At 71.8% G+C, this 26,020-nt stretch carries 26 protein-coding genes; 8 read left to right on the forward strand and 18 right to left on the reverse strand.

The features are described from left to right. Positions 1–128 precede the first annotated feature (128 nt). From H9I49_RS10325 to H9I49_RS10335, 3 genes are read left to right on the forward strand one after another with little or no spacing between them, the layout of a single operon-like run. Complete coding sequence (locus tag H9I49_RS10325) at positions 129–443, forward strand: hypothetical protein (RefSeq protein ID WP_188030245.1); 315 nt, start codon at positions 129–131, stop codon at positions 441–443. Further along, positions 440–931 carry a hypothetical protein gene (locus H9I49_RS10330; protein ID WP_188030246.1) on the forward strand — a complete coding sequence of 164 codons (492 nt, stop codon included), beginning with the start codon at positions 440–442 and terminating at the stop codon, positions 929–931. The genes H9I49_RS10325 and H9I49_RS10330 overlap by 4 nt, the downstream gene beginning before the upstream one ends. Before the next feature lie 35 nt (positions 932–966). Continuing rightward, on the forward strand, positions 967–1,464 hold the full coding sequence (locus H9I49_RS10335) for a DUF2505 domain-containing protein (RefSeq protein WP_188030247.1): 498 nt from the start codon (positions 967–969) through the stop codon (positions 1,462–1,464). A gap of 96 nt (positions 1,465–1,560) precedes the next feature. Here H9I49_RS10335 and pruA read toward each other — a convergent pair whose 3' ends face one another. From pruA to H9I49_RS10375, 8 genes are all read right to left on the reverse strand, one after another. After that, entirely contained in the window at positions 1,561–3,189 is a 1,629-nt protein-coding gene (pruA, locus tag H9I49_RS10340) for an L-glutamate gamma-semialdehyde dehydrogenase (protein WP_188030248.1), read from the reverse strand. Between the two features lie 91 nt (positions 3,190–3,280). Then, positions 3,281–3,679, reverse strand: a complete 399-nt coding sequence (locus tag H9I49_RS10345) for a DUF4870 domain-containing protein (protein ID WP_188030249.1) — start codon at positions 3,677–3,679, stop codon at positions 3,281–3,283. A gap of 105 nt (positions 3,680–3,784) precedes the next feature. Continuing rightward, positions 3,785–4,489 carry an SGNH/GDSL hydrolase family protein gene (locus tag H9I49_RS10350; protein WP_188030250.1) on the reverse strand — a complete coding sequence of 235 codons (705 nt, stop codon included), beginning with the start codon at positions 4,487–4,489 and terminating at the stop codon, positions 3,785–3,787. Between the two features lie 60 nt (positions 4,490–4,549). After that, positions 4,550–5,566, reverse strand: a complete 1,017-nt coding sequence (locus tag H9I49_RS10355) for an alpha/beta hydrolase (protein ID WP_188030251.1) — start codon at positions 5,564–5,566, stop codon at positions 4,550–4,552. 63 nt (positions 5,567–5,629) lie between these two features. Further along, positions 5,630–6,232 carry a TetR/AcrR family transcriptional regulator gene (locus H9I49_RS10360; RefSeq protein ID WP_188030252.1) on the reverse strand — a complete coding sequence of 201 codons (603 nt, stop codon included), beginning with the start codon at positions 6,230–6,232 and terminating at the stop codon, positions 5,630–5,632. Positions 6,233–6,293: 61 nt separating this feature from the next. Beyond that, complete coding sequence (locus H9I49_RS10365; protein WP_188030253.1) at positions 6,294–6,803, reverse strand: NUDIX domain-containing protein; 510 nt, start codon at positions 6,801–6,803, stop codon at positions 6,294–6,296. Positions 6,804–6,815: 12 nt separating this feature from the next. Further along, positions 6,816–7,259 carry a hypothetical protein gene (locus H9I49_RS10370; RefSeq protein ID WP_188030254.1) on the reverse strand — a complete coding sequence of 148 codons (444 nt, stop codon included), beginning with the start codon at positions 7,257–7,259 and terminating at the stop codon, positions 6,816–6,818. Further along, the gene (locus H9I49_RS10375) at positions 7,259–8,680 is read right to left on the reverse strand and encodes a wax ester/triacylglycerol synthase family O-acyltransferase (RefSeq protein ID WP_188030255.1); all 1,422 of its coding nucleotides are present in this window, start codon (positions 8,678–8,680) and stop codon (positions 7,259–7,261) included. Before H9I49_RS10375 ends, H9I49_RS10370 begins: the two co-directional genes overlap by 1 nt. 40 nt (positions 8,681–8,720) lie before the next feature. Here H9I49_RS10375 and H9I49_RS10380 point away from each other — a divergent pair, with 40 nt between their 5' ends. Both H9I49_RS10380 and H9I49_RS10385 read left to right on the forward strand, forming a co-directional pair. Continuing rightward, the gene (locus H9I49_RS10380) at positions 8,721–9,107 is read left to right on the forward strand and encodes a hypothetical protein (RefSeq protein WP_188030256.1); all 387 of its coding nucleotides are present in this window, start codon (positions 8,721–8,723) and stop codon (positions 9,105–9,107) included. Position 9,108: 1 nt separating this feature from the next. Next, complete coding sequence (locus tag H9I49_RS10385; protein ID WP_370587518.1) at positions 9,109–10,434, forward strand: hypothetical protein; 1,326 nt, start codon at positions 9,109–9,111, stop codon at positions 10,432–10,434. Between the two features lie 40 nt (positions 10,435–10,474). Here the strand turns inward: H9I49_RS10385 and H9I49_RS10390 are convergent, their stop codons facing one another. Further along, positions 10,475–11,977 (reverse strand): hypothetical protein, encoded by a 1,503-nt coding sequence (locus H9I49_RS10390; RefSeq protein WP_188030257.1) that lies wholly within the window; start codon positions 11,975–11,977, stop codon positions 10,475–10,477. Further along, positions 11,974–12,636 (reverse strand): hypothetical protein, encoded by a 663-nt coding sequence (locus H9I49_RS10395; RefSeq protein WP_188030258.1) that lies wholly within the window; start codon positions 12,634–12,636, stop codon positions 11,974–11,976. The genes H9I49_RS10390 and H9I49_RS10395 overlap by 4 nt, the downstream gene beginning before the upstream one ends. 287 nt (positions 12,637–12,923) lie before the next feature. Here H9I49_RS10395 and H9I49_RS10400 point away from each other — a divergent pair, with 287 nt between their 5' ends. Next, complete coding sequence (locus tag H9I49_RS10400) at positions 12,924–13,151, forward strand: helix-turn-helix domain-containing protein (protein ID WP_188030464.1); 228 nt, start codon at positions 12,924–12,926, stop codon at positions 13,149–13,151. 37 nt (positions 13,152–13,188) lie between these two features. On the opposite strand, the gene H9I49_RS10405 is transcribed toward H9I49_RS10400, so the two are convergent. Next, complete coding sequence (locus H9I49_RS10405; protein WP_188030259.1) at positions 13,189–13,737, reverse strand: hypothetical protein; 549 nt, start codon at positions 13,735–13,737, stop codon at positions 13,189–13,191. A 121-nt stretch (positions 13,738–13,858) separates the two neighbouring features. Between H9I49_RS10405 and H9I49_RS23440 the strand changes: the two genes are divergently transcribed. Further along, positions 13,859–14,875: a LysM peptidoglycan-binding domain-containing protein gene (locus tag H9I49_RS23440; protein ID WP_223128482.1), complete on the forward strand. Its 1,017-nt coding sequence runs from the start codon at positions 13,859–13,861 to the stop codon at positions 14,873–14,875. Then, positions 14,872–15,405, forward strand: coding sequence for an Rv3235 family protein (locus H9I49_RS10415; RefSeq protein ID WP_188030260.1), 534 nt, complete (start codon positions 14,872–14,874; stop codon positions 15,403–15,405). Before H9I49_RS23440 ends, H9I49_RS10415 begins: the two co-directional genes overlap by 4 nt. Before the next feature lie 112 nt (positions 15,406–15,517). On the opposite strand, the gene secA is transcribed toward H9I49_RS10415, so the two are convergent. The 7 genes from secA to mtrB form a co-directional block, all read right to left on the reverse strand. After that, positions 15,518–18,349, reverse strand: coding sequence for a preprotein translocase subunit SecA (secA, locus tag H9I49_RS10420; protein ID WP_188030261.1), 2,832 nt, complete (start codon positions 18,347–18,349; stop codon positions 15,518–15,520). A 220-nt stretch (positions 18,350–18,569) separates the two neighbouring features. Continuing rightward, on the reverse strand, positions 18,570–19,772 hold the full coding sequence (locus H9I49_RS10425) for a winged helix-turn-helix domain-containing protein (RefSeq protein WP_255523809.1): 1,203 nt from the start codon (positions 19,770–19,772) through the stop codon (positions 18,570–18,572). 25 nt (positions 19,773–19,797) lie between these two features. Continuing rightward, a complete protein-coding gene (locus tag H9I49_RS24195; RefSeq protein WP_188030262.1) occupies positions 19,798–20,481 on the reverse strand; it encodes a response regulator transcription factor in 684 nt (227 codons plus the stop codon). A gap of 145 nt (positions 20,482–20,626) precedes the next feature. Further along, positions 20,627–21,277 (reverse strand): ribosome hibernation-promoting factor, HPF/YfiA family, encoded by a 651-nt coding sequence (gene hpf, locus H9I49_RS10435; RefSeq protein WP_188030263.1) that lies wholly within the window; start codon positions 21,275–21,277, stop codon positions 20,627–20,629. Positions 21,278–21,541: 264 nt separating this feature from the next. Then, the gene (locus H9I49_RS23445) at positions 21,542–22,297 is read right to left on the reverse strand and encodes a ComF family protein (protein WP_223128483.1); all 756 of its coding nucleotides are present in this window, start codon (positions 22,295–22,297) and stop codon (positions 21,542–21,544) included. Positions 22,298–22,487: 190 nt separating this feature from the next. Further along, entirely contained in the window at positions 22,488–24,287 is a 1,800-nt protein-coding gene (locus tag H9I49_RS10445; RefSeq protein WP_188030264.1) for a GerMN domain-containing protein, read from the reverse strand. Then, the gene (gene mtrB / locus H9I49_RS10450; RefSeq protein ID WP_255523810.1) at positions 24,284–26,020 is read right to left on the reverse strand and encodes an MtrAB system histidine kinase MtrB; all 1,737 of its coding nucleotides are present in this window, start codon (positions 26,018–26,020) and stop codon (positions 24,284–24,286) included. The genes H9I49_RS10445 and mtrB overlap by 4 nt, the downstream gene beginning before the upstream one ends.

A 26,020-nucleotide genomic window follows, 5' to 3' on the forward strand; every position in this document is an offset into this window, starting at 1 on the left:
CCGTGTCGCGACACGTCGTTGTGCCGCGCATCTCACGATGCGAGCCTATCGCCGTCCCGGTCCCGGCCTGAACCGCCCCCGGTGGAGAACTCCGGGAACGCTCGTCCGGCGGTCCCTAGAGTGGTGCCATGACCGAGGGGAGCCGGGTTCCGGGCGCTGCAGACCCCGCGACCACTCGGGTCCTCTCGTCGGCCAGGTCGACCGCGCGCGAGCTCTCCGACGAGCTGCTGACCCATCTGCCCGACCTCGGCGACCTGCCCACGCAGCGCGCCCTGGACGCATGGGTGGAGCAGGCGGCCGACACGCTGCGCGCCCTGTCCGAGACCCTCGAGGAGCGCCTGCTCGACCTCGGCACCGCCTCCGCCCCCGGGCACGCGACCGCCACGAGCCCCACAACCTCAGCGACTCCCGCCGACCCCATGACACAGGGCGACTCGCGATGAGCCTCTCCCCCGGCGACCCCGGCTCGACGTCGGCCCTCGGCGGTGCCCTGCGCACCCAGGCGGGGCGGCTTGCCGACCTCGTCGTCGACCTCGAGGCAGCGGCGTCCCGTGCCGCCCGGGGCGGCGGCACGGACCCGACACCTCGCGAGCGCGACCTCGTGAGCCGTGCCGCGACACAGCTCGACCGGGTCGGCGGCCTTCTCCAGTCGTGGACGACCACTGTCGTCGAGTCGGCGGCACGGCTGCGAGCCCTCGAACCAGCCCTCGCGCGCTGCGACCTCGTGGTCGAGGGCCACCTCGTCGTCGAGCGGTCCGGCCCGAGCCGGGTCGAGCCGGGCGAGCGCCTCGCGGAGCGCGAGCGCCTGCAGGAGCTGCTCAACCGTGTCACGGCCGTCCGGTCGCGCGAGCTGGCCGGGCTGCGCCGCGAGCTCGAGCAGTCGGGCGCGACCCTCGCGGCGCTGTCCGACCGGGCCCGGTCCGGCACCTGACCTCCCGCCTGCAGGCGTGCAATAGCGTGTCGGCCATGAGGATCACCGAGACGATCACGTATGCCGCCCCGCCCGAGACCGTCTACGCGATGGTCACCGACGAGGCCTTCCAGCAGCGCAAGTGCGTGGACGCCGGCGCGCAGCGCCACGAGGCCGCGGTCAGCACCGTCGGCGACGGGGCACGCGTCGTGACGAAGCGCGACCTGCCGGCCGACGACCTGCCCGACTTCGCCAGGTCCATCGTCGGCTCGACGCTCTCGGTCACCGAGACCTACGAGTGGGGTGCCGCCGCGGGTGACGGATCGCGCACTGGCACGCTGACGGTCGAGGTCGCGGGGGCGCCCGTCGCGTTGCGCTCCACGGTCCGGCTCGCGGCATCCGGCGGCGGCAGTGAGATCTCGATCGTGGGCGACCTCAAGGCCTCGATCCCGCTCTTCGGCGGCAAGGTGGAGAAGGCGGCCGCACCGGCGGTGGTCGACGCGATCCGCAGCGAGCAGCGCACGGGTCAGGCCTGGCTCGCCGAGCGCACCTGAGCGACGCCGTCAACCCAGCCTGCCGCCGGGCCCACCCCCCTCGGGGAACGGGCCCGGCGGCATACGCTTTCGAGGTGCGCTCGGGGGGCCAGACCGTCAGCCCATGTGCGGGTAGGTGTGGTTGGTCGGCGGGACGAACGTCTCCTTGATCGATCGCACACTCGTCCAGCGCAGCAGGTTCTGCGCGGCGCCGGCCTTGTCGTTCGTGCCCGATGCCCGACCGCCGCCGAACGGCTGCTGCCCGACGACCGCGCCCGTCGGCTTGTCGTTGATGTAGAAGTTGCCGGCGGCGAAGCGCAGGCGCTTCGTCGCATCGGCGATGACGCCCCGGTCCTGTGCGATGATCGAACCGGTCAGGCCGTACGGCGCGAACCGCTCCATCTGGTCGAGGACCTCGTCGTACTGCGAGTCGGCGAAGACGTGCACCGACAGGATCGGACCGAAGTACTCGGTGCGGAACGACTCGTCGCGCGCGTCCTTGATCTCGAGGACGGTGGGACGCACGAAGTAGCCTTCGGAGTCGTCGTAGGTGCCGCCCGCGACGACGTCGATGCCGGGCGCCTCGTGCGCGCGATCGATGGCGTCCCGGTGCTTGGCGAAGGCGCGGTCGTCGATGACGGCGCCCATGAAGTTGGACAGGTCCGTGACGTCACCCTGCGTCAGGCCGTTCGTGAGGTCGACGAGGTCGTCCTTGATCTGCGTCCACACGGACGCGGGCACGTAGGCGCGCGACGCCGCCGAGCACTTCTGGCCCTGGAACTCGAAGGCGCCGCGGATCATCGCGGTGCGCAGCACGGCCGGGTCGGCGCTCGGGTGGGCGAGGATGAAGTCCTTGCCGCCCGTCTCGCCGACGAGGCGCGGGTAGGTGCGGTAGCGGTCGAGGTTGGTGCCGACCTCGTGCCACAGGTGCTTGAACGTCGGTGTCGAACCGGTGAAGTGGATGCCGGCGAGGTCCTCGTCGGCGAGGGCGGCCTTGCTGACGTCGATGCCGTCGCCGGTCACCAGGTTGATGACTCCCGGGGGCATGCCGGCCTCCTCGAGCAGCTCCATCGTCAGCTGCGCCGCGAGCTGCTGTGTCGGGCTCGGCTTCCAGACGACGGTGTTGCCCATGAGCGCCGGCGCGGTCGGAAGGTTGCCGGCGATCGCCGTGAAGTTGAACGGCGTGATCGCGTAGACGAAGCCCTCGAGCGACCGGTAGTCGGAGCGGTTCCAGATGCCCTTCGCGTTGAGCGGCGGCTGCTGCTCGAGGATCTGCCGCGCGAAGTGGACGTTGATGCGCCAGAAGTCGATGAGCTCGCAGGCCGCGTCGATCTCTGCCTGGTAGGCCGTCTTGCTCTGGCCGAGCATCGTGGCGGCGTTGAGGCGGGCACGCCACGGACCGGAGAGCAGCTCGGCGGCCTTGAGCAGGATGGCGGCGCGGTCGTCGAAGGCGAGGTCGCGCCACATCGGAGCGGCGGCCTTGGCCGCGTCGACGGCGGCCTGGCCCTCCTCGACGGTCGCGTTGCGGAGCGTGCCGAGCACCTTCCGGTGCGCGTGCGGCTGCCGGACGGCGATCTCTCGTCCGGTCCCCGTGACGCGCCGGCCGTTGATCGTGTGCGGCAGCTCGGTCTGGGTCCCGCCCAGCTGGGCGAGAGCGACCTCGAGCGCGGCTCGCTCGGGCGAGCCCGGGGCGTAGTCGAGCACCGGCTCGTTGGCCGGTGCGGGCACGTGGGTCACGGCGTCCATCAAGTTCTCCTGCTGGGTTGGCGCGGGCGCTGGGGTGGCCGCCTCGTGGGCGAACCACCCCATCGTTCCACGTCCGCAGGAGAGTGCCGGTTCAGTGCAGGAGCGTGATGCTCCACGGGTAGCGGTAGGACTCGCCGCGGTTGGCTGCCATGGCCGCGCGGACGTGGAACCACAGTGCCGCGACGATGGCGACGATCCAGACGATGATCGCGACCGGTATGAGGATGACCGTGAAGAACATGAGCCAGCCGACGATGATCGCGGCCCACACGGCGAGGTTGAAGTTGAAGGAACCGGCGGCCGCCTGACGGACGAACGCGCTGCGGTCCTTGTAGATGGCCCAGATGACGAGCGGGCCGACGACGCTGAGCCAGCCGACGGAGATGACGGCGGCGATGATGGCGGCGAGGTGCCCGAGGATGGCCCAGGTGCGCTCGTCGCTCGTCGGCGTCAGGGAGTGGCCGGACGGCTGCGGGATGGGTTGTGTCATGCGTCCATCGTCGCGCCCGACGGACCGTCTGCGCTGCTGGGGACGCCCCTGAGCGGACCCTGACCCTGCCCTGATCCGGCCCCGTCTCCGACAGGGGCCCGACCCTCAGGCGTTGACGCCGACGCCCTGCTCGATGACGAGCGAGCACACCGGGCTCGAGCCGTCCGCGATGCCGAGAGTGGAGAGCAGGGTGAGGGTCAGCTCGTGGTGGCCCCGCGGCCCGGGGTGGAAGCTGTCGTCCAGCCAGCCGGCGGGCGCGACCTCTCCGTCGGCGGCCTCCTGCCACGCTGCGGCGTGGTCGACGACGAGAACGCCGAGGTCGCGAGCGACCTCGCGCACCGCCTCGGCATAGAGCGCGAGGTGGCGCGGGGTGCGGCCCTCGCCCTCGAGCACCGGCGGGGGCGTCTGCAGCACGACGGTGGCGCCGACGTCGCGAGAGCGCTGGACGATCTGGTCCATGCGGTAGCGAAAGCCGCGCACACCGTCCTCGCCGGCGAGGATGTCATTCGTGCCGTACATCGCGAAGACGACGTCAGGCGCGAAACGCCCTGCGCGCCAGTGGAACTCAGACAAGAGGTCCTCCGCAGTGGCGCCGGACACCCCGCTGTTGACAACCGTGTCCCCACGTCGTCCCAGCTCACCGCGGACGCGCTCGGCGAAGTGCTCGACGTAGTTGCGGTGACCGCGCGTGTGGGCGACTCCCTGGGTGATGCTGTCGCCGAGGAAGACCCACGTCACGGGCGGGCCGGACAGGATCTCTCGGAGTCGGTCGGCGTCGCGGCGGGCGTACTCGTCGGCGGTGAAGTCCATTACCGCAACGTAACAAGCGATCGTGCGCGCGCGACTCCCCCGGACCAGCCTGTGGGACGCTCAGGCCGCTCCCGCCCGGACCGGTGGCGTCGCCCCCTCCCGGCCCGACCCGAGCGCGACGCCGGCAGCGAGCGGCTGGGGCCGGTCGTCGCCGTGCAGCGTGGGCTCGATCGGCAGCCGGTCGACGAACCGCGCGACCGCTCCTGCGACCGCCGCGTCGGCAAGGATCCTCCGGTGGCCGAGCCCGGCCGTCGAGAGCAGCTGCGCACCCGGCCAGGAGCGCACCAGCCGGGTCGAGGGCTCGTGCGGCGCCTCCCGGTCCAGCAGGTCGTGCACGACCAGCAGCTCAGGGCGTTCCACTGGCGACAGGGTCGCTGCGATCGCTACGAGGTCGAGCACGTCGACCTCGTAGCCGGTGCGACGCCGCGCCCGCTCGCTGAGCCGTCGGGCCGAGCGCTCGCCCAGGCCAAGCTCGGCGCGCAGCCGCTCGAGCAGGTCCGGTATGCCGGTCGGTGGGGCCACCAGGACGAGCCGCTCGGTTGCGAGCCACCCGTCGCGGACGGCGAGCAGCGACGCCAGCGCGCCCATCGAGTGGGCAACGACGGCACGGGCGGGACCGAACCGGGCAGCGACGGCATCGAGGGCCCGTCCGAGCTCGACCGCGTCGCTCGACTCGGCCCCGTGGCGCCCGGGGTCGGAGTGGCCGTGGCTGAGACCGTCGAACGCCACGACGCCAAGCCCTCGCTCGAGAAGCGGCGACACGAGGGGTGTCATCTGCTCGAGGGTGCCGCCCCAGCCGTGGACGAGGTAGACGACCGGCCCCTCACCCCACGACCAGCCCCGAACCACGCGCCCGCGCAGCTGCACCTCGAAGGGCATGCCCAGCAGCTCGCGCATCCCGAGGACGCCATCGACCGACGTGACATCGACACGGCGGGCGACGCGTGCAGGGAGCCGGAACCAGAGTCGCTCGGCGAACCGAGCCGCCGTGTCAGGTGCGACGGGCTCGAGGCCACGGAAGCCGAGCCGCAGAATAGACCGAGCGATCGTGCTTTTCTTGGGTGATGAAGTGGCCATGCGACCCTCCTGGGGTGGATGTCTGAGGTGACGAGAAGGTGAGGCGCCGGGATCGGGACGGGTTCAGTCGGGCCCGCCGGCGGGTCGACAGCTGCCGAGGAGACGCTCGAACGCACGCCTCGCGCGGGTCTCCGCCGCGTCGTCGCGCATGAGCCGCCGGGCATGGTGGTGGGCCAGCACGATGCCCTCGAGCTCGTAGGCGAACTGCTCCGCATCCACGTCGTCGCGGAAGTGCCCTTCGCTCACGGCGGTGCCGACGATGAGGATGACGGACTCGAGCTTGTCGCGCTCCGCCCGCACCAGCTCGTCACGGACGGCGCCCTCCTGGTCGTCGAACTCGCTTGCGGCGTCGACGAAGATGCATCCTCCACCGAATCCCGTCGACTGCCAGGTGAGCCACCGGTCGAAGAACTGCCGAAGTCGCGGCTCCCCGCGAGGTGTGGCAAGGGTCGGGCGCATGACCGCGTCGGTGAAGCGGTCGCGGGCGTGCTGGAGGACCTCGACCTGGAGCGCCTCCTTGGACGCGAAGTGGGCGTAGAGGCCGCTCTTGCTCAGCTTCGTGGCGGCGGCGAGGGTCCCGATCGTCAGGCCACCGAGGCCGACGAGCGAGGCGAGCTCAGTGGCCTCGTCGAGGACGGCGGTCTTCGTGTTCTCACCCTTGCCCATGACTCCATAAAAGCACGACCGTTCGGCTGTGGCAAGGGTTGGGGCACGCGCGCGCCCGGGCTCACGCCACCGCCCAGGAGCGCACGATCCCCGACCACACCGCGACGCTGTCCGGCACGATGCTCCCGGGATCCTCGTCGATCCGCCGCACGAGCTCCTCCACGGTCACCCACTCCCCCCACGCCACCTCCTCCGGCTGCCAACGGATCACGCCGTCCCACACGACGACGTAGCGGAAGGCCCGGTAGCGCGTCGCGGCGTCGGCGTAGTCCGCGACGCCGAAAGGCTCGAGGGCGGCTCCGGAGACGGCGAGCTCCTCCTCGACCTCGCGCACCGCCCCGACGTCGGGGTCCTCGCCCGCGAGCAGCACGCCGCCCGAGGCGAAGTCGAGCAGTCCCGCGTAGACGTCCTTGGTCGTCGTGCGGCGGTGGAGGTAGATCCTGCCGGCCGAGTCACGCACGACGACGGACGACGCGGCGTGACGCAGGTTGCGTGCACGCATGACCGAGCGCGGGGCCGACCCGGACACGCGACCCGCCTCGTCGTAGAGGGCGACCTCCTCGTCGGCCATGGTCCGCGCAGCTCAGGCGCCGAAGAAGCCGCGGACGTCGTCGAGCTCGGTGACGTCGTACCAGAGCAGCTCGTCGGCCTCCTCGTCGACTCCGACGGCGACGTCGTCGTCGACGTGGAACGAGGCGACCCGCGACAGCGGGATCGGTGCCGTCAGAACGACTTTCGAGACCGGTGCGCCCTCTCGGGGCGCTACCCAGGCGGGGTCGGCATCGGCCGACGCCACGACCCGCCGGTCTGCCGGTGCCGCCCGCAACGCGCCCGCGGCGGCCACGGCGTCGCTGAAGGCGGCGTACTCGAGGTCCTCGACGTCGAGCCCCGGCGCCGCGCGCTCGAGTCCGGGGGTGACGGCATACGCCTGGCGGGGGGTGCCCGGCCCGGCGGCGAGCGACCCTGCGGCAGCGAGCTGCTCGAGGCCCTCGCGCCCGAGGGGCACGTACACCCGCACGACGGGCATCAGGACTCCCTGCCGCTCGTCAGCTCGGCGAGCGACTCCACGATCGACTGACCGAGCACGTCCACGTCGGGCATCGCCTCCCGGTCGGCGTTGAGCCCGAAGTAGACGCCACCGGCGTACGACGTGATGCCGATCGAGAGGGCCTGGCCCTTCGCGAGCGGCGTCACGGGGTAGGTCGAGAGCATCTCGGCGTCACCGGCGTACAGCGGGGTCTGGGGGCCGGGGACGTTGGTGATCATGACGTTGTAGAGGCGGCGCGACATCGCTGAGCCGAGCCGGGCACCGAGCGCGTGCAGCGTCGGGGGCGCGAAGCCCGCGAGGTTGGCGAGCGAGGTGGCCCCGACCGCCTGACCGCCCTCCATCTGCTGGCGCATCGCGAACGCGATCTGGTGCAACCGCATCGAGGCCCCCGGCTCGCCGACCGGGAGGTTGACGACACATGCCATCACCTGGTTGGCGTACATACCGGTCGGGTCGTCGCCGTAGATGCTGACCGGCACCATGGCGCGCACCGCGGTGTGCGGACTGACGGCCTCCCCACGGCCGAGCAGCCATGAGCGGAAACCGCCGGCGATCGTCGCGAGCACGACGTCGTTGATCGTCACGTCCTCGGCATACGCCCCGCGGGCGAGCCGCTTGCGCACGAGGCGGTAGTCGTCGAGGTCGGTCGCGATCATCACCCACCGACGAGCCGAGCCGATCTCGGCGTTGAGCGGCGAGTAGGGGGCCGGCCGGGCCGCCGTGCGCGCCACCGTCGAGAGGACCTGGCCCGCCGACTCGACCGCGCGAAGCCCCACGTTGAGGGCGTCGTTGACGCCGCCACGGACGAGGTCGACGACCTGCGTCGGCCGGCGCACCGCATCGACGACGGCCCCGGTCACCAGCTCGACCGACGACGGCGCACGGCTCGGCTCCCACGGTGGTGGGTCGTCGTCGAGGTCCTCGCCCTTGACGGCGTCGACGATGACGTGGGCGATGTCGAGGGCGTTGACGCCGTCGATGAGGGCGTGGTGCGTCTTCGTCACGATCGCGAATCGCCCCTCCTGCAGGCCCTCCACGAGGTAGACCTCCCACAGCGGGCGCGTGCGGTCGAGCTTACGGGGCTGGACCCGGGCCACGAAGTCCTGCAGCTGGCGGTCGCTCCCCGGCCGCGGCAGGCCGGCGCGGCGCACGTGGTAACCCATGTCGAACGCCTCGTCGTCGACCCAGACCGGGTTGGCGATGCGGCCCGGCACGTCGCGGACCTTCTGCCGGAAGCGCGGGATCGCGCCGATGCGGCTCTCGATGATCCGCACGAGCTGGTCGTAGTCGAAGCCCTCGCTCGGCGGCTCGAAGACCATGACCGAACCGACGTGCATCGACGTGGTGGCCTCCTCGAGGTAGAGGAACGACGCGTCGAGCGAGGTCAGCCGGTCGGACATGGTCACACTCTGCCAGACGCCCCTGCCTAGGATCGTGGCCATGCGTGCGTTTCGTGCCCTTCCGTATGCCGTCTGCGTCCTGGCGCTCTCGGGTGTGGCCGCGTGCTCCTCGGGGACCCCCGCCGACGGGTCCGGCACGCCGACGCCCGCCGTGTCGGCGGGCACCGTCAAGCGCCTCGAGGTGACCGTCACCGGAACCACCGTGACGCCGGCCCCGGCCCAGGTCGACCTGCCCGTCGGCTCCACCCTCGAGCTCGTCGTGACCGCCGACCACGACGACGAGCTGCACGCCCACGGGTTCGATGTCGAGGCCCCGCTCAAGGCGGGTGTGCCGGCGACGCTGCGCCTGACGGCCGAGGAACCCGGCGTCTACGAGGTCGAGACGCACGAGCCGGCCCTGACCCTGCTCTCCGTCGCCGTCCGCTGACGTGGTCGTCGCACTCGCGCCGGCGCACGGCGTCGGCAGCCGTGGCGACCTGCCGCTGCCGTTCGCAGCGCTCGTCATCGGCGCGGTCGCGGCGCTGCTCATCTCCTTCGTGGCCATCGGGACGCTCTGGCGTGAACCTCGGCTGCGTGACACCGACGGCCTGCTCCTGCCTCCCCCGGTGGCTGCGGTGCTCGACTCCGGCTGGCCCCGGGTCGGGGCCCGTGTCCTCGCCGCCGTCCTCACCGTCTGGACTGTTGCGGCGCTCGTCCTCGGTCCGGACTCCGCGCGCAACCCGGTGCCACACGTCGTCTACGTCTGGCTCTGGGTCGGGCTGGCGTTCGCCTCGATGCTCCTCGGCCCAGTGTGGCGCGTCATCAACCCGTTGCGGGCGCTGCACTCCGGCCTGTTGAGGCTCGCCCGTGTGTCCCCCGACCTCGCGGCGCTGCCGTACCGCTGGGGCCTCTGGCCCGCCGCGGTCGGTCTCGGAACGTTCACGTGGGTCGAGCTCGTCGCCGAGGAGAACACCTCGCTGAGTTTCCTACAGCTGCTCGTCGCCGGCTTCGTCGCGGTGTCCCTGCTCGGCGCAGCCGTCTTCGGTCGGGTGTGGTTCGACCGGGCGGACCCGTTCGAGGCATGGTCCCGACTGCTGGGACTGCTGTCCCCGCTCGGGCGCCGGGCCGACGGCCGATGGGTCCTGCGCACGCCTCTGCACGGCGTCAACAGCCTCCGCGGCCAGCGCGGCCTGGTGCCCACCGTCGCCGTCATGCTCGGCGGCACGGCATACGACGGCTTCTCGGCCAACCTCTCGTGGGCCACGTTCGTCCAGACCTCGCCGGTTCCCTCGTCGCTGCTCAAGACGGCCACGATGCTCGGGTTCTTCGGGCTGGTGGCGCTGACCCTGTGGGTCGCCTCGCTGGTCTCGGTGCGTCTTGCGGGCGAAGCTGTGCGCGAGTCGTTCACGTTCGTCAGCGACATCGCGCCATCGCTGCTGCCCATCGCAGGCGGGTACGTCGTCGCGCACTACTGGTCGCTGTGGGTCTACCAGGGGCAGTATGCGTGGCGCCTGCTGACCGACCCCCTGGGCACGGGCGCTGACCTGCTCGGCACGGCCGAGCTCACGCCGAACGACGCGCTCATCCAACCGACGCTCGTGGCGACGATCCAGGCGGTCAGCATCGTCGTCGGCCACCTGCTCGGCGTGCTCGCCGCGCACGAGCGCGCCGTCACTGTGCTCGACCGGCGAGCGGCCGTCATCGGCCAGGTGCCGCTCATGGTCGTCATGGTCATCTACACCCTCGGCGGCCTGACCATCCTCTTCGCCCCCTGACGCAGGACGCGCGCGGTGGTGTGACCGTATGCCGTGCGGCTCAGGCGCCGGCGGCCACCGAGGAACGCCGGGACGACCGACGGCTCCGGCGCTCGCGACGCCCGCCGACCGGCGCGGACCACGGGACGAGGGCCGTCGCGAGATCGGCCACGGCCCAGCGCACCGGCGACTCGGGGGCGTGCTCTACGAGCGAGCGCCCCGCGAGCAGCGCGCCGTCCAGGGCCGCTGCGTCGTCAGGCACGAACCGCACCGACGTCAGGCCGGCGAAGCGCAGCAGCGAGTCGGCGATTCGCGACTCGGGCCGCGAGCCGACGGCGGTGGCGCGCACCCGGTTGACGACGGGGACCGGCGCTCCCGACGGCACGGTGCCGAGCTGCTGAAGGCCGCGGACGAGACGCTGGAGCGCGACGGGGTCGGCGCCACCGACGGCGACGACGAGGTCCGAGGCCCCAAGAGAGGTGAGCGTGGCCTCGTTGCGGCGTGGGGCCACCGTGTCGTAGCTCAGCTCTTCGTCGTCCTCCAGGCAGAAGCCGCAGTCGACGACGACGACCTGGACCAGGGACCGGCTCAGCTCGAGCACGCGCTCGAGAGCGGCGGCGCGGACCTCGGGCCAGCGCTCGGCCTTGGGCAGGCCGGTGAGCACACGGAGCCCGGACACCACCTCCGGGGCGATCCGCGAGAGGGCCGGCAGGTCGAGCAGGCCCTGCTGTGCGGCGCGACAGGCCGCCGCGATGCCGGGCGCCTCGTCGAGCAGCCCCAGGGCCTGCGCGACGCAGCCACCATAGGTGTCGGCGTCGACGAGCAGGACCTCGGTTCCGCGGCTGGCGAGCTCGGCGGCGAGGGTCGTGGCCATCGTCGTGCGGCCGGGAGCACCGGTCGGCCCCCAGACCGCGATGACTGGCGCGCGGGACGGGCGGCGCATGTGGCGCGCGGTGGCACCGAGGTCGCCCCTGTCGTCGGCGTCGTGCGGGTCCTCGGCGTCGCGAGGGTCGGATCGGTCGATCTCGAGGTCGCCGACCGTCGTCGCCCGGGCCTGCGCCCCTCCGGCCGGGCGCCAGGAGGCGGCCTCCTCGTGAGCGGAGGCTTCGGCAGCCACGGGCGGGACGGCATACGCGTCGGACTGCGGACCGGCGTGGGCCGCCGGCTCGGGAGCGTCGGGGCCGGCCAGCGCAGCCTCGAGCTCGTCGACGGGCGTGGCAGTGGTGTCAACGAGGCGTTCGGCCCAGCGATCGGCCCCCGCGTCGGCAGCCAGTGTGGCCGTGACAGTCAGCTGCCGCAGCCGGCGCTCGGCGCCCTCGTCGTCCGGCGGGTGCAGGCCGATGACTCGGATCCCGTTGCCGCGCAGTCGGGTCACCACAGTGAGGTCGAGCCCGCGAAGGTCGGAGGAGACGACGGCCGTGTCGCCGACTCCGGCATCGGCGAGGGACAGGAGCTCGGCCACGTCGGCGCAGCGGCGGCTCACGGTCACCCCGGGCACTTCCTCGAGGACCGTCGCGACGGCTGACTCCCAGTGGTGGCTGAGAGCGGTCAGGACCTCGGTCATGCTCCGCCGCCGGTCACGGCTCCGACTGACGGGACGAGCGTCAGCTTGGCCTCACCGTCGACGGCCTCGACGAGGGGTTGCACCTTGTCGGCGGGCACGTAGATCTGCACGGACGTCAGCGACCCTGAACCGAAACCACCCGAGCTCGTCAGCACACCGGCGACCGCGGCGGCCTCGAGCACCTTGGTCGTCGTGGCCTTGGCCTGCTCGCCCGTTGTCGCGGCCTTCGGCGTGACGAAGACGTCGACCCGGCTGCCGCGCGCCAGGCCTGACGTGGCCATGGCGTCGGCCCGGACGGTGACCCGCTGGACGCCCACGGCGTCGGCGTCGCCCAGGGCGGACACGGGCACGAGCTCGCCTGCGCGCACGTCGCGAACCAGGAAGGAGCCGACCGGGGCCGGCGCGTCGGCGCCGAGGTAGGTGCTCATGCCGTCGGCGAGCCGCACGTCGGCGCGCACGAACGACCCCGGCTCGATCTCGTCGCCGGCCACGAGGTTGGTCGCAGCCACCCAGACGGGCAGGCGGTCGTCGGCGCTCGACACCGCCTTGGCGCCCAGGGTCGCGGCCACGATGACGAGAAGCACCCCCACGACCAGACGGCTGTCCCGCCAGGACGGCCGTTGCAGGCGTTTCGCCGTCGGTCTGGCCAGCTCGGTCATGGTGGACCCCCTGTGGTGCGATGTCGGTCTGGCGCGCAGCCCCGCCCGGGAACCGGACGACGCCGCAAACATCTTGCATCAGTGGGGTGCAAAGCGCCCGTTCAGGCGCACACCTGGGGATAACGGACGCCAGTCGCCACACCGGCTCCATAGGATGGCCCGGTGTCTCCCGGCCGAGCACCCGGTGCAGGGCGGGTCGGCGGATGTCGTTTCGTGTGCTGACGCGCCCGGTCGGGTACGTGTGCGTCGAGGCCGTCATCGCGACGGTGCCAGAGGAGGAGTCAGACGTGGCCCAGCGGTTCCTGCAGCTCGCCGAGGTGTCGGAGATCCTCAACATCTCCTCCGCCCAGGCCTACGCCCTCGTGCGCTCGGGCGAGCTGCCCGCCATCAAGATCGGCGGTCGCGGGCAATGGCGCGTCGAGGCGACCGAGCTGGAGAACTACATCCAGCGCATGTACGCCGAGACCAAGTCCTTCGTCCAGGCCCACCCGTTCGGCGGCGCCGTCGAGGAGTGACGCCGGGCGGCCGCCCAGGACCCGCCGACGCGTGAGGTCAGTGGATCCGGCGCACCGAGCCGAGTGACCAGAACGGCACGAGCAGCCGCCCTGTGAGGTTGGCCGTGCGCCGCACCTCGTCCGACGCGTGCTCAGCCAGCTCGAGGTGGTCGGCGCCGACGACGTCGATCGTGCCCGTCGCCGCGTGCCCGTCGAGGTCCGCGAGCTCGACGACCGCCCGGTCGCGGCTGACCGCGCGCAGCGCGGCACCGACTCCGAAGCGCTTGGCCACCACGGACGGGGTGCGCGCGCCGGGTCGGAGCCCGGTCACCCCCCGGACCGCTGCGAGCGCCACGAGCACGGGGCGCTGCGGGCCCGTCTCTACCAGTGCCCAGTCTGGGCCCACGTCGACCAGCGTGCCGGTGATGACCCGTCCGGCCAGCCGGAGGCTCACCCCCTGCACCTCGACGTTGGCGAGCATCCTGGTGTGCACGTCGAGCAGGGCCCGCTCACGCCGCGTCCGGTCGGCCACCTCGGAGTCACGCTCACGAGCGTCCTCGCCCAGGAGCTGTGCCTCGAGGTCGTCGAAGAGGCGGTCCCATCGCATGTGCACACCTTTCCCGGCTGGGTCTTGCATGGCCACCCAGACCTTCCTGAGCCATCACCATACTTGACCAAACACATGCAAACTGCATTAAATGACGTCTATGCACAGGGGACCGCGCGCCATGGAGAGCTCATCCCGACCACCGGCCCGCTCGGGCGGCACGTCCTCGAGCCCGGCCCTGCCACCGCCCCCGACCCGTGCCAGGGTTCTCGCGGGCGAGCTCGTGGGCGGCCTTGTCGGACTCGGGGTCGCGGCGCTCGCGCTCGCCCTGCTGGGCACGGTCGCCCGCCGAGCACCCGTCGTCGCCGCACGTCCCGACGACATGGTCCTCGCCCTCCTGGCGTGGGCCGGCGTGGGGCTCGCTGCCTGGCTCGCGGTGGGTTCGCTCCTCGCCGTGCTCGCGCTCCTGCCCGGCGCAGCCGGCCGGGTCGCCGGGCAGGTTCGTGACCGGATCACGCCGTTGGCGGTCCGACGGTGCCTGACCCTCGTCCTCGGCGCCTCGGTGGGCTCAGTCGCGCTGCCATCAGCCCCCGTCTCCACGGCAGGGTCGGGTCCGATCGCCCGCGGCCCCGCCGGTGTGGCCGCGCCCGCCCATCTCGGGCGATCCGCAGCCCCGCTGACCGACCCCGGCGTGTCCCCCGCGTTCGTCCCGAGCCAAGCTGCCCTGGGCCCCTCGGGCTCCTTGGCCGCTGGCTCCGTGAGCCCCGGCTTCATGCCCACACCGCGGCGGCCCGGGCCGCCAGAGCCGCTGTCGGGTAGCACCGTCGGCCGCAGCCCGGAACGGATCGCCGGACCGGGCTACGTCCCGAGCGCTCCTGCACCCGTCCTCGACGCCGAGCGTTCACGTCTGCTGGCCCCGGCGCCCAGGGCCTCCGCGGCCACCCACGACCTCGTGACCGTGCGTCGTGGCGACAGCCTCTGGGCGCTGGCCGCCCGGCACCTCGGCGCGGGCGCGTCCGACGCGCAGGTCGCCCGCGAGTGGCCGCGATGGTACGCCGCCAACCGTTCCGTCATCGGTGACGACCCCGACCTGCTCGTGCCCGGCCAGCAGCTGCGGCCACCAGATCGAGCGGGCGCGACGGCCCCCACGACGCACCCGCCCACCGACAGCCCACTCCGTCGAGGAGCACGACGATGACGCAGCAGGCGACGACCCGCACGAGCCCGACCCCTCCCGGAGGGTTCACGGTCCGCCGCATCCCGCAGACCGCCCCACGTATCATCAGCGCAGACGAGGCCTGGCACGGCGAACAGCCGTATGCCCAGGACGCCCTCGCCCTCGACTTCTTCGGCGCCCGCGACGACGAGGACTTCGGCCGCCAACCAACACGCAGCCGGCTGCTCCCCGAGCCAGAGCCGTTCGTTGCGCGCCTCTCGCAGGCCATCATCGAGGTCGTGTCAGGGCAGCGCCCGGCGCCGCAGCTCATCCGGCACACGGCACCGACGATCTACTCCGTCATCGCACGACAGGCCATGGTCGCCGGCCGCCGACGGACTCCCGGACCACGGCGCACCGCGGTGGTCCGTCGGGTCCGCGTGTGCGAGCCGGCCGACGGCATCGTCGAGGCCTGCGCGGTCGTCGTCGCGCACGGCCGCGTCCGTGCGCTGGCACTGCGTCTGGAGGGTCTCGACGGCCGCTGGCTCGTCACCGCACTGACCATCGGCTGAGACCATCCGCTGAGCCCGTCGAGGTCTCCCGGCAGCACCGGTGGGAGCACAACAGCCCGGCCACCGCGCCGGTGGCCGGGCCGTTGCCCGTGTCGTTCGTGTCGTTTCGGGGTCAGCGGCGCTTGCGCTTGACCTTCTTGCCGCGGCGGTCGGCCCTGCGCTCGACCGTCTGCTGGCCGCCCGTCTCGACGGCGCGACCGTCCTCGCCGGGCGCGCTGTAGCGCAGGGCACCCGAACGCTGGCCCTCGGTGTCGAGGTCGACGCCGGACACGCGTACGCCGGCGCCCGCACCGAACGCCCGACCGCCCGCCGGGGCCTCTCCGCCCTCCGGGGAGCCGGCCGCGCCGGTGGCGTCGTCGGGGGTCTGACCGGCCGCGGCGAGGCCGCCGACCAGGTCGGCGACCGACATCGGGGCGGCACCGACCGGCGTGGCGGGCTCCGGGAGCTGGACCTCGACCGAGAAGAGGTGCGAGACCGACTCCTCCTTGATCGCGTCCATCATCGCCTCGAACAGCTGGAAGCCCTCGCGCTGGTACTCGATGAGAGGGTCTCGCTGGGCCATGGCCCGAAGTCCGATGCCCTCCTGGAGATAGTCCATCTCATAGAGGTGCTCACGCCACTTGCGGTCCAGGACCGAGAGCACGACGCGGCGCTCGACCTCTCGCATCGTCTCGGACCCGAGCGACTCCTCACGAAGGTCGTACGCGCGGTGGGCGTCGGACATGAGCTGCTCGCGCAGCAGCTCGGCCGAGATGGCCTGCCGGCCCCCGGCCATGTCCTCGACCTCCTCGATCGTGAGGGACACGGGATAGACCTGGCGCATCGCGTCCCAGAGCTTCTCGAGGTCCCAGTCGGCGGCGAAGCCCTCTCCGGTGGCGGCGTCGACGTAGGAGCCGACGACGTCGTTGACGAAGAGGCGCAGCTGCTCGTGCAGGTCCTCGCCCCCGAGCACAGCGCGCCGCTCGTCGTAGATGACCTGGCGCTGACGGTTCATGACGTCGTCGTACTTGAGGACGTTCTTGCGGATCTCGTAGTTCTGCGCCTCGACCGCGCCCTGGGCCTTCTGGATCGAGTTCGTGACCATCTTGCTCTCGATCGGCACGTGGTCCTCCATGCCGGCCGTCTGCATGAACCGGTCGACGAGGCCCGCGTTGAACAGCCGCATGAGGTCGTCGTTGAGCGAGAGGTAGAACCGGGACTCGCCCGGGTCGCCCTGGCGGCCGGAGCGTCCGCGCAGCTGGTTGTCGATACGTCGCGACTCGTGGCGCTCGGTGCCGAGGACGTAGAGACCGCCGAGCTCCGTGACCTCCTCGTGCTCGGCCGCGACGTCCTGCTCAGCCTTTGCCAGGGCCTCGTCCCACGCCGCCTCGTACTCCTCCGGCGTCTCGTGCGGGTCCAGGCCGCGGCGCTTCAGCTCGGCCACGGCACGGAACTCGGAGTTGCCGCCGAGCATGATGTCGGTGCCGCGACCGGCCATGTTGGTCGCGACGGTGACGGCGCCCTTGCGGCCCGCCTCGGCGACGATCGCGGCCTCCCGCTCGTGCTGCTTGGCGTTGAGCACCTCGTGCTTGATGCCGCGCTTCTTCAGCTGCTGGGAGAGGTACTCGGACTTCTCGACCGACACCGTGCCCACGAGCACCGGCTGCCCGCTCGCATGGCGCTCTGCGATGTCGTCGACGACGGCATCGAACTTCGCGATCTCGGTGCGGTAGACGAGGTCGGGCTGGTCGACGCGGATCATCGGCCGGTTCGTCGGGATCGGGATGACACCGAGCTTGTAGATCGAGTTGAGCTCGGCCGCCTCGGTCTGGGCGGTGCCGGTCATGCCCGAGAGCTTGTCGTACATGCGGAAGTAGTTCTGGAGGGTGATCGTGGCGAGCGTCTGGTTCTCGTTCTTGATCTCGACGCCCTCCTTCGCCTCGATCGCCTGGTGCATGCCCTCGTTGTAGCGGCGGCCGGGGAGCATGCGGCCGGTGTGCTCGTCGACGATGAGGATCTCGCCGTTCATGACGACGTAGTCCTTGTCCTTCTTGAACAGCTCCTTGGCCTTGATGGAGTTGTTGAGGTAGCCGATGAGCGGCGTGTTGACCGTGTCGTAGAGGTTGTCGATGCCGAGGAGGTCCTCGACGCGCGCGATGCCCGACTCGAGGACGCCGACGGTGCGCTTCTTCTCGTCGACCTCGTAGTCGCCGCGGCCGTCCTCGCCGCGGTTGAGGCGAGCCGCGATGCGCGCGAACTCGACGTACCACTTGGTCGCGAGGTCGGCCGGACCCGAGATGATGAGCGGCGTGCGGGCCTCGTCGATGAGGATCGAGTCGACCTCGTCGACGATGCAGAAGTTGTGGCCACGTTGGACCAGCTCGGCGGGGTCCCACGCCATGTTGTCGCGCAGGTAGTCGAAGCCGAACTCGTTGTTCGTGCCGTACGTGATGTCCTTGGCGTACTCGGCGCGCCGCTGCTCCGGCGTCATCTGGCTGAGGATGCAGCCGGTCTCCATGCCGAGGGCGCGGTGCACGCGGCCCATGAGCTCGGACTGGTACTCGGCGAGGAAGTCGTTGACGGTGATGACGTGCACGCCCTGGCCGGAGAGGGCGTTGAGGTAGCTCGGCAGGGTAGCGACGAGGGTCTTGCCCTCACCGGTCTTCATCTCGGCGACGTTGCCCTGGTGCAGTGCGGCGCCGCCCATGATCTGCACGTCGAAGTGGCGCTTGCCGAGCGTGCGCTTGCTCGCCTCGCGGACGGCGGCGAAGGCCTCGGGGAGAAGCATGTCGAGCGTCTCGCCGTTGTCGAGCCGCTCACGGAAACCCTTGGTCTCCTCGCGCAGCTCCTCGTCGGTGAGCTTCTCGAAGTCGGCTTCGAGGGCGTTGACCTGCTTGGCGATGCCCTGGAGCTTCTTCAGGGTCCGGCCTTCGCCGGCGCGAAGCAGCTTCTCGATGACGGCCATCTGGTGATCTCACTCCCGACTGAACGTGTGGACTCGCCCGGTGGGCGGGCTCCATCGCCCGCGATGCGTCACGGGACCCGCCTAGGCTAGCCGCCTTCCGGACACAACGACCAACGCACCGGCAGGCGACGCGGTTCCGGCCCTGCCCCGGTCCACCGCACCGGAACACCACAGAGGCCGTATGCCGTGCGCCCGTGCCCTGCTGCCACTGTCCGGCAGCTCAGTCGGCGGCTACGACGACGTCCGCGAGACCGAGCCAAGCGGCCATCGACCGCAGGTTGGTGACCAGCGCCACCCGTGCCTCCGGCGGCGCGCCCGGCTCCCAGGTGACGCGGTGGCAGCGCAGCACGCCGGCGGAACGGTCGGCCTTGAGGTCGCACCGTGCCACGAGCGCATCGCCGTAGAGGAACGGCAGGACGTAGTAGCCGTGGACGCGCTTCTCGGCGGGCGTGTAGATCTCGATGCGGTAGTGGAAGTCCCAGAGCGCGTGGATGCGCTCGCGTTGCCAGACGAGCGAGTCGAACGGGCTCAGCAGCGCCTCGGCGTGCACCCGGCGCGGCAGCCGCGCCTCGGCGTGCAACCAGGCCGGCTTCCAGCCCGGGACGGTCACCGGGACGAGCTCGCCGGCCGCGACCAGGCGCGCGATCGCGGGTCGGGCGTCCTCGCGCTTGATCCGGAAGTAGTCGGCCAGGCACAGCTCGGCGCCGACGCCGTGTGAGCGGGCTGCGATGCGGATCAGCTCGAGGTACCGGTCGGGATCGGCCTCCGGGCCCGGCCGGTCGGTCCATGCCGCGCGCTGTGCGGGGGGCGCGGTGGTCGTCAGGGCCGCATACCTCCGCTCGAACTGCGTCGTGCGCCCGGCCGAGCTGATCCGTCCGGCCCAGAAGAGGTACTCGAGCGCCCGTTTGACGTCTGACCAGTTCCAGCCCCAGTGGTCGTTGCGGCGCGGCTCGTCGTGCTCCAGAGCGAGCTCGACCTCGCGCGTCGTCATGGGGCCGCGGGCCTCGACCTCCGCGAGGACGAGGTCGACGAAGTCGGGGCGCTCCGCGAGGATCCGGCGCATCCCGCCCCAGGCCTTCTCGGCGGCAGCCCGCATGCGGAAGTCGAGCAGCGGCCAGGTGGCGGGCGGCACGAGGCTCGCCTCGTGGGCCCAGTACTCGACAAGCCGCCGCGGCGCGCGGTCGCGGGCCCGGTCGAGCAGCGTCGTGTCGTAGGGGCCCAGGCGCGAGAAGAGCGGGAGGTACTGGCTGCGGGCGAGCACGTTGACGCTGTCGATCTGGATGACGCCGACGCGGTCGACGACGCGCTGGACGTGGCGCATCGTCGCCGCGAACGGCGCGGGGCGCGGGTCCAGGAAGCCCTGGGCCGCGATGGCGACCCGCCGGGCCTGGGCGCGCGTCATCGTGCGCGTGGCAGCGGTCATGGGCGGCGCTCCTGGTCTCGACCGGTCAGTCGGGGTCGATGAGCCGCTGGCGCACGGCGTACATCGCCGCTTCCATGCGCGAGTGCATCTGGAGCTTGTCGAGGATGTTGCGGATGTGGTTGCGCACGGTGTTCTCGGAGATGAACAGCTCGCCCGCGATCTCGCGGTTGAGCCGTCCGCGCGCGACGAGCCTCAGGATGCCGAGCTCGCGGTCGGTCAGCCGCGGCAGCTCGAGGCCCGGCGTGGGAGCCGGCACGGACGCGCGCTGGCTGATCTGGGCGAACTCGGTGAGCAGCTTGGAGGCCATCATCGGCGACAACAGGGACTGGCCGTGGAAGACCCCGCGGATGCCGACCGCGACCTCTTCGGGCGGGACGTCCTTGAGGAGGTAGCCGTTGGCGCCGGCCCGGACCGCCTCGAAGAGGTTGGCCTCGTCGTCGGAGCTGGTGAGCATGAGGATGCGCGCCGAGGGGACTCGCTGCTTGATGACGCGGCAGGCGTCGATTCCGCCACGCTTCGGCATGCCGACGTCCATGACGATGACGTCGGGCAGGGTCTCCTCGGCCTGGTCGACCGCCTCAACCCCGTCGGCCGCCTCACCGACCACCTCGATGCCGTCTTCGGTCGCCAGGACCGTCTGCAGTCCGCGGCGGTAGAGGGCGTGGTCGTCGACGATGAGGACACGGATGACATCGGGCGGCGGGTTCACCGGTCCATCCTGTCAAAGACCACGGACGGCAGGCGTGCCGGACGCGCGGGCTCTTCGGCACGGACTCCTTCGGGGGCCCCGGCGACGGGGCGTCCCCTCCGAGGGAGGGGGCGCCCCGTCGCCGTCACCGCTCGGGAGACGGGGTTCAGCCCGTGGCGGCGACGCCGGCGTCCACGTCGGTCTCGAGGTGCAGCACCCCGTAGCTCCAGCCGCGCCGCCGATAGACCACGCTCGGGCGGTCGGTGTCCGCGTCATGGAAGAGGAAGAAGTCGTGGCCGACGAGCTCCATCTGGTTCACGGCGTCCTCGAGCGACATGGGTGCGGCCGTGTGGATCTTCTCGCGGACCTCGATGGGCGAGTTGCCGAGCGCTCCGAAGCGCTCCAGGTCGTCGATCCGTCCCTCGCCGCCCTCGCGGTCTGACGCCCCGGGAGCCGACCCGTTGGTCGAGTTGTCGATGCGTGCGGTCGCCTGTGCGACCGACTCGGGAATCCGTCGTCCGCGGCTGACGCGCCGCTTGTCGTGCACCCGCCTGAGGCGTTCCATGAGCTTGTCAACGGCCGCGTCGAGGGCGGCGAACTTGTCGTCGAGACAAGCCTCCGCCCGGATCACGGGTCCCTTGGCGTGGCAGGTGATCTCGACCTTCTCCGATCCGCGGGCGACGCGTTCGTGTGTGACGACGACGTCGACGCGGTGCACCTTGGGGGCGAGCGCCGACACCTTGGCCATTCGCTCGTCCAGCTGCTCACGGAATCGGTCGGGGATCTGGACATGACGTCCAGTGACGACGATCTCCACGGTTCCTCCTTGATCGCGCACGTCTTCTTCGTGCGTGCAGTGAGAGTGGTTCGGGGCCGTGTCGCCTGGGACAGGGCCCGATGGTCAGTTCGGTCCCCCTTCCGCTCGATCACGTCCCGGGGAGGCGCCGGAAGGCGACTCCGCAGGGACGGGGTCCATGCCTCGACACTACTTGGGCCGCGCGTCCGCTGGGAAGGCATCCGCGCGAACCCTTCCGAACATCACAGGTGATGCACAGACGGGTCCACACCGACGACGTCGGACTCACCCGCGCGTGCGCTGCGTCGCAGCAATCGTGGCGGCCACGACACCCCGCGCACCGGCCTCGCGCAGAGCGCGAGCGGCCTCTGCGAGCGTCGCCCCGGTCGTGACGACGTCGTCGACCAGCACGCACCGTCGGTCGCGGATCGCGTTGCGCCACAATGGCTTCACTGCGACCGCGTCGCTCAGGTTGCCTCGCCGCTCCCCGGTGCCGAGCCCGGACTGGTCTGCAACCCGTCGCACGTGACGCAGGGCCGGCGCGACCCGGAGGGCCGGCCCCGCCCGGTCTGCGAGCTGCTCGAGGGATGCCTCACAGAGCGCGACGATCGGCGTGTCCCCGCGTGCCCGCACCGCCCGCCCGGAGGAGGGTGCAGGAACCACGAGCACGACCCCGTCGCCCCAGCCCGCGCCGGCCACCGCGCCGGACACCGAGGCTGTGAGCAGGGGCGCGAGCACGCCCACGAGGTCGCGGCGACCGACGTCCTTCCACGCGGAGACGACCGCCCTGAGCGGGTCGGCATAGACACCCCAGGCGTGAACGGACGGAAGACCCGCGGGCACCGGATGCGGCACGACCCAGGGCCCTCCGCCGGTGTTGCCGGTCGCCGGGCCGAAGGAGAGTGTCGCGAGCGCCCGCCTGCAGCGCGCGCACCACGAGGAGCCGGCGCGGAGGCAGCCACCGCACTCCCGGGGAAGGACGAGGTCGGTGAGGGCGCCCATCGCCGCCAGCACGGGCGAGCCGCGGGAGTGGTCACGCATCGGGCCCCACGGCTCCGAGCGCGGCCAGGGGGAGGTCCGGCGCCGTGAGCCGCCTGCTGCGCGACCTTCCACTCACCCATCCCACCTGTCGCGACCGTGGGACGCACGGTGACGCGGGGGGCCTGTGGACGCCGTCGTCATGCTGCACGGCGGGTGTGGACAGGCGGAGGCATGTGGTCCGGCCGGTCGGTCAGCCTCCGGGGACCAGGACGTCGCTGCCCTGGACGATGCGCCGCCACGTCGACCCGGCCCGCGCCAGGACCCGGTCGTCGCTCGTGACGATGATGATGCCGCGCGGTCCCCCTACGGTCGTGATCGACGCGGCGCCGGGCACCTCGCCGAGCCGACCGGACTCACGCAGTGCACCGTCGACGCCGGCGCCCAGCGTGCCGAGCCACGGTCGCATCACGTCGCGCTCGCGCACCTTGCCGAGCACGGCGTAGTTGCTGGGGTCGAGCCACGTGACGTCCTGGATGACGCCGAGCGACTGTGCCTGGCGCAGCGGCTGCGCCAACGCGGTGGGCTCGCCGTTCGTGGCCCTGACGATGCCGCACAGGCCGAGCTGGACGTCGCTGCCGTTCAGGGCGGTCGTCACGACCAGGGCCCTGGCCGCGTCGGCCGACACCGACAGCTCGACCACCCGGCGGCCCTCGAGCCAGGGTGCGTGAATGGCCTTCGGGGCGGCGTGCGGGTCGCTCGACACCGAGTCGAGGACGAACACGCGGTCGTCACCCTCGTCGGCCGCTCCCCCGATCCACAGGTAGCCGTCGGCGTCGTAGGCGGGCTTGGTGAGGCTCGTGGCGAAGGGGGCCAGCGTGCGGGTCGGCTCGGTGGCGCGCCAGATCGACAGGTCGCGCAGGTCACGCGAGACGGCAGCGACCTGCTTGCCGTCGACGGACAGCGCGAGGCTGCGCCACATGTCGGGGATGCGCTCGACATCACCGTCCTTCGGGCCCAGGTCAGGGCGCCTCGATGCGCCGGTGTCGGGCACGTAGCGCGGGTCGATGCGGCGGAGCGTGTCGCCGCGCCGCACGAGGGCCGTGTCGAGGGTCGACCGGGGCACCACGTCGTAGCCGAGCTCGGACGAGGTGGCGACGGACGTGACACCACCGGACAGCTCGAGAGGCGTGTTGTCGACGGAGAGCGCGACGGCGCTGACCGACGAGACCTGCAGGAGCGTCTTGGTCAGCTGCGCCCACATCGCGGCGCGGTCCGCGGGGCCGGCCGAGAGCGCCTGGCCGCTGAGGTTGACCTGCGCGGTGCCGTTCTCGACCGGGACCGCGTTGACGGCGAGTCGCGTGGCCGGGGGCACCCCCGTGGTGACGGCACCTTTGAGGTGGTCGGGCACGGCGCTCAGCTGTGCACGAGCCAAGGTCGTGGCGAGCCTGGAGCCGTTGGGGAACCACCGCGAGTCGGGCACGAGGTCGCGCCCGTTGGGCGTGACGTAGTAGACGAACCGGTTGGTGTAGACGCGGGAGAACTGGTCGCTGTCGAGCCACATCCCGAACCCGTTGCGCGGCAGCTCGATCCGCCACTCACCACCGACCTTCGTCAGCCCGAGGGTCATCTCCTGACGGGCGCCGGGCTCCTGCTCGACGTAGCGCCCGTCATTGGTGAGGCGAGCCAGGACCTTGGCCGAGACCCTGACGGTGTCGTCGTCGACCGGCCGGATGGTGAGGTCGCCGTCGTAGACCACGACCTCGTCGCTCGACCAGCGCCAGAGGTCCACCGACTGCGGCGCGAGGAAGAGCTTGCCGGTCGCGTGGGTGTCGTCGTTGTCCTCGCCCGCGCGCAGGAAGCCGCGGACGATCGCCTCCTGGCTCGACCCGTCGACGGGTCCCTGCGCCACCACCCGTACCTGCTCGCCCAGCACCTCGCTGAGAGCGCGGCCCTCGACGACGGGCCCCGACGCCGGAAGACCGCCCCAGCCGCACCCTGTGAGCAGCGTGGCCATCGCGACGGCGAGCCCCGCGACCAGACGGCGTGTCACGGCGTGCGCTCCACGACGATGCGACGCAGCCGCACCGTCTCGTCATCGGCGCGCGACGCGGCCCCGCCATCGTCACCTCCACGCCCGTCGGCGCTGCGCGCCCGCGCAGCCTCCGCGGCGAGCGGGCTGAGCGGCAGCGGGGAGCTGGTGATCGTCGCGTCGGCCTTGCGGGGCAGGGTCAGCCGGAAGCAGGAGCCCTCGCCGCGCGCGCCCCACGCCTCGAGGCGACCGGCATGCAGCCGGGCATCCTCGAGCGCGATGGCGAGGCCCAGGCCGGTGCCGCCCGTCGTGCGGGCCCGCGCGGGGTCGGCGCGCCAGAAGCGGGTGAAGACGAGGGCAGCCTCGCCGGGACGCAGTCCGACACCGTGGTCACGCACCGTGACGGCCACGGCCGTGTCGTTGGCTCCCACGGTCACCTCGACCGGCTTGCCCTCGCCGTGCTCGATGGCGTTGGAGATCAGGTTGCGCAGGATGCGCTCGATGCGGCGGGAGTCCATGTCGGCGATGACCGGCTCTGCGGGCGCCTCGACGCGCAGCTGCGTGCCCTTGCGCGCCGCGAGGGTGCGGTGGGCGTCGACGGCGCGTTCGACCGAGGCGCACAGGTCGCTGGCCTCGACATCGAGCACCGCGGCGCCGGCGTCGAACCGCGAGATCTCGAGCAGGTCGGCGAGCAGCTCCTCGAACCGGTCGAGCTCTCCGCGCAACAGCTCGGCCGAGCGGGCCACGGTGGGCTCGAAGTCACCTCGCGAGTCGTGGATGAGGTCGCCGGCCATGCGGATCGTCGTGAGCGGCGTGCGCAGCTCGTGCGACACATCCGACACGAAGCGTTGCTGGACCCGCGAGAGGTTCTCGAGCTGGGCGATCTGCTGCTGGATCGAGGCGGCCATCGCGTTGAAGGAGTTGCCGAGCCGGGCGAGGTCGTCCTCGCCCTTGGCCCGCATGCGCTCGTTGAGGTTGCCCTCGGCGAACTTCTCGGCGACGATGGCCGCGCGCCGGACGGGGTCGGCCACGAGGCGGGTGACGACGAAGGCGATGGCGCCGACGAGCAGGATGAGCGCGGCGCCGCCGATGAGGAAGGTCTGGCCGACGAACGAGATGATCTCGCGCTCGCGGTGCATCGGGTAGATGAAGTAGAGGCCGTAGTCCCCGGCCACACCCGTGTCGATGCGCTGCCCGACGATGACGGCAGAGATCGTGTCGCTGCCCTCCTCGATCGTCGCCACCTGCAGGTGCTGGTGGTCCGGCTGGGCAGCCACCTCGGCCCGTAGCTCGTCCGGGATGAAGCGCACGCCCACCGTGCCGCTCTCGATGGCGTTCATGATGACGCGGCCGTCGTTGTTGTTGGCGAGGCGCGAGAGGACCACGTAGCGGGTCTCGTTGCCGGCATCGCGGCGGTACTGCTTCACCAGGCTCGTCGCGAACTGGGTCAGTGCGCCCGTCGAGTCGTTCTGGTCGGTCGTGTCGAAGGCCCGCTGGGCGTCGCTCGCGTCACGCAGGCTGTCCTCCGCCGCGATGCGTTGCCGGCTGTCGACGAGACCCTGCGCGATCGAGCCGTAGAGGTAGGTGCCCACCGCGGTCAGCACGAGGATGCCGAGCAGCATCGTCACCATGACGACGCGGAAGCCGAGCGAGGCCCGCCACAGGTGCAGGACCCGGTGCCACGCACCGCGCAGCCATGACCCGACCCGCGAGGCCAGGCTCGCGAGTCCGCTCGTGGCCGCGCGCCCGTTCAT

Source organism: Terrabacter sp. MAHUQ-38 (assembly GCF_014518425.1).
Classification (GTDB): Bacteria; Actinomycetota; Actinomycetes; order Actinomycetales; family Dermatophilaceae; genus Terrabacter.

Bases quoted from the DNA above. Each gene is read 5' to 3' on its own strand.
- H9I49_RS23440 (WP_223128482.1), top strand. From the start codon at position 13,859: ATGGAGAGCTCATCCCGACCACCGGCCCGCTCGGGCGGCACGTCCTCG.
- H9I49_RS10345 (WP_188030249.1), bottom strand. From the start codon at position 3,679: ATGACACAACCCATCCCGCAGCCGTCCGGCCACTCCCTGACGCCGACG.
- H9I49_RS10355 (WP_188030251.1), bottom strand. From the start codon at position 5,566: ATGGCCACTTCATCACCCAAGAAAAGCACGATCGCTCGGTCTATTCTG.
- H9I49_RS10365 (WP_188030253.1), bottom strand. From the start codon at position 6,803: ATGGCCGACGAGGAGGTCGCCCTCTACGACGAGGCGGGTCGCGTGTCC.
- H9I49_RS10370 (WP_188030254.1), bottom strand. From the start codon at position 7,259: ATGCCCGTCGTGCGGGTGTACGTGCCCCTCGGGCGCGAGGGCCTCGAG.
- secA (WP_188030261.1), bottom strand. From the start codon at position 18,349: ATGGCCGTCATCGAGAAGCTGCTTCGCGCCGGCGAAGGCCGGACCCTG.
- H9I49_RS10415 (WP_188030260.1), top strand. From the start codon at position 14,872: ATGACGCAGCAGGCGACGACCCGCACGAGCCCGACCCCTCCCGGAGGG.
- H9I49_RS10390 (WP_188030257.1), bottom strand. From the start codon at position 11,977: ATGACCGAGGTCCTGACCGCTCTCAGCCACCACTGGGAGTCAGCCGTC.
- H9I49_RS10330 (WP_188030246.1), top strand. From the start codon at position 440: ATGAGCCTCTCCCCCGGCGACCCCGGCTCGACGTCGGCCCTCGGCGGT.
- pruA (WP_188030248.1), bottom strand. From the start codon at position 3,189: ATGGACGCCGTGACCCACGTGCCCGCACCGGCCAACGAGCCGGTGCTC.
- H9I49_RS10425 (WP_255523809.1), bottom strand. From the start codon at position 19,772: ATGACCGCTGCCACGCGCACGATGACGCGCGCCCAGGCCCGGCGGGTC.
- H9I49_RS10325 (WP_188030245.1), top strand. From the start codon at position 129: ATGACCGAGGGGAGCCGGGTTCCGGGCGCTGCAGACCCCGCGACCACT.
- H9I49_RS23445 (WP_223128483.1), bottom strand. From the start codon at position 22,297: ATGCGTGACCACTCCCGCGGCTCGCCCGTGCTGGCGGCGATGGGCGCC.
- mtrB (WP_255523810.1), bottom strand. From the start codon at position 26,020: ATGAACGGGCGCGCGGCCACGAGCGGACTCGCGAGCCTGGCCTCGCGG.
- H9I49_RS10350 (WP_188030250.1), bottom strand. From the start codon at position 4,489: ATGGACTTCACCGCCGACGAGTACGCCCGCCGCGACGCCGACCGACTC.
- H9I49_RS10375 (WP_188030255.1), bottom strand. From the start codon at position 8,680: ATGTCCGACCGGCTGACCTCGCTCGACGCGTCGTTCCTCTACCTCGAG.
- H9I49_RS10380 (WP_188030256.1), top strand. From the start codon at position 8,721: ATGCGTGCGTTTCGTGCCCTTCCGTATGCCGTCTGCGTCCTGGCGCTC.
- H9I49_RS10405 (WP_188030259.1), bottom strand. From the start codon at position 13,737: ATGCGATGGGACCGCCTCTTCGACGACCTCGAGGCACAGCTCCTGGGC.
- H9I49_RS10360 (WP_188030252.1), bottom strand. From the start codon at position 6,232: ATGGGCAAGGGTGAGAACACGAAGACCGCCGTCCTCGACGAGGCCACT.
- H9I49_RS10395 (WP_188030258.1), bottom strand. From the start codon at position 12,636: ATGACCGAGCTGGCCAGACCGACGGCGAAACGCCTGCAACGGCCGTCC.
- H9I49_RS10335 (WP_188030247.1), top strand. From the start codon at position 967: ATGAGGATCACCGAGACGATCACGTATGCCGCCCCGCCCGAGACCGTC.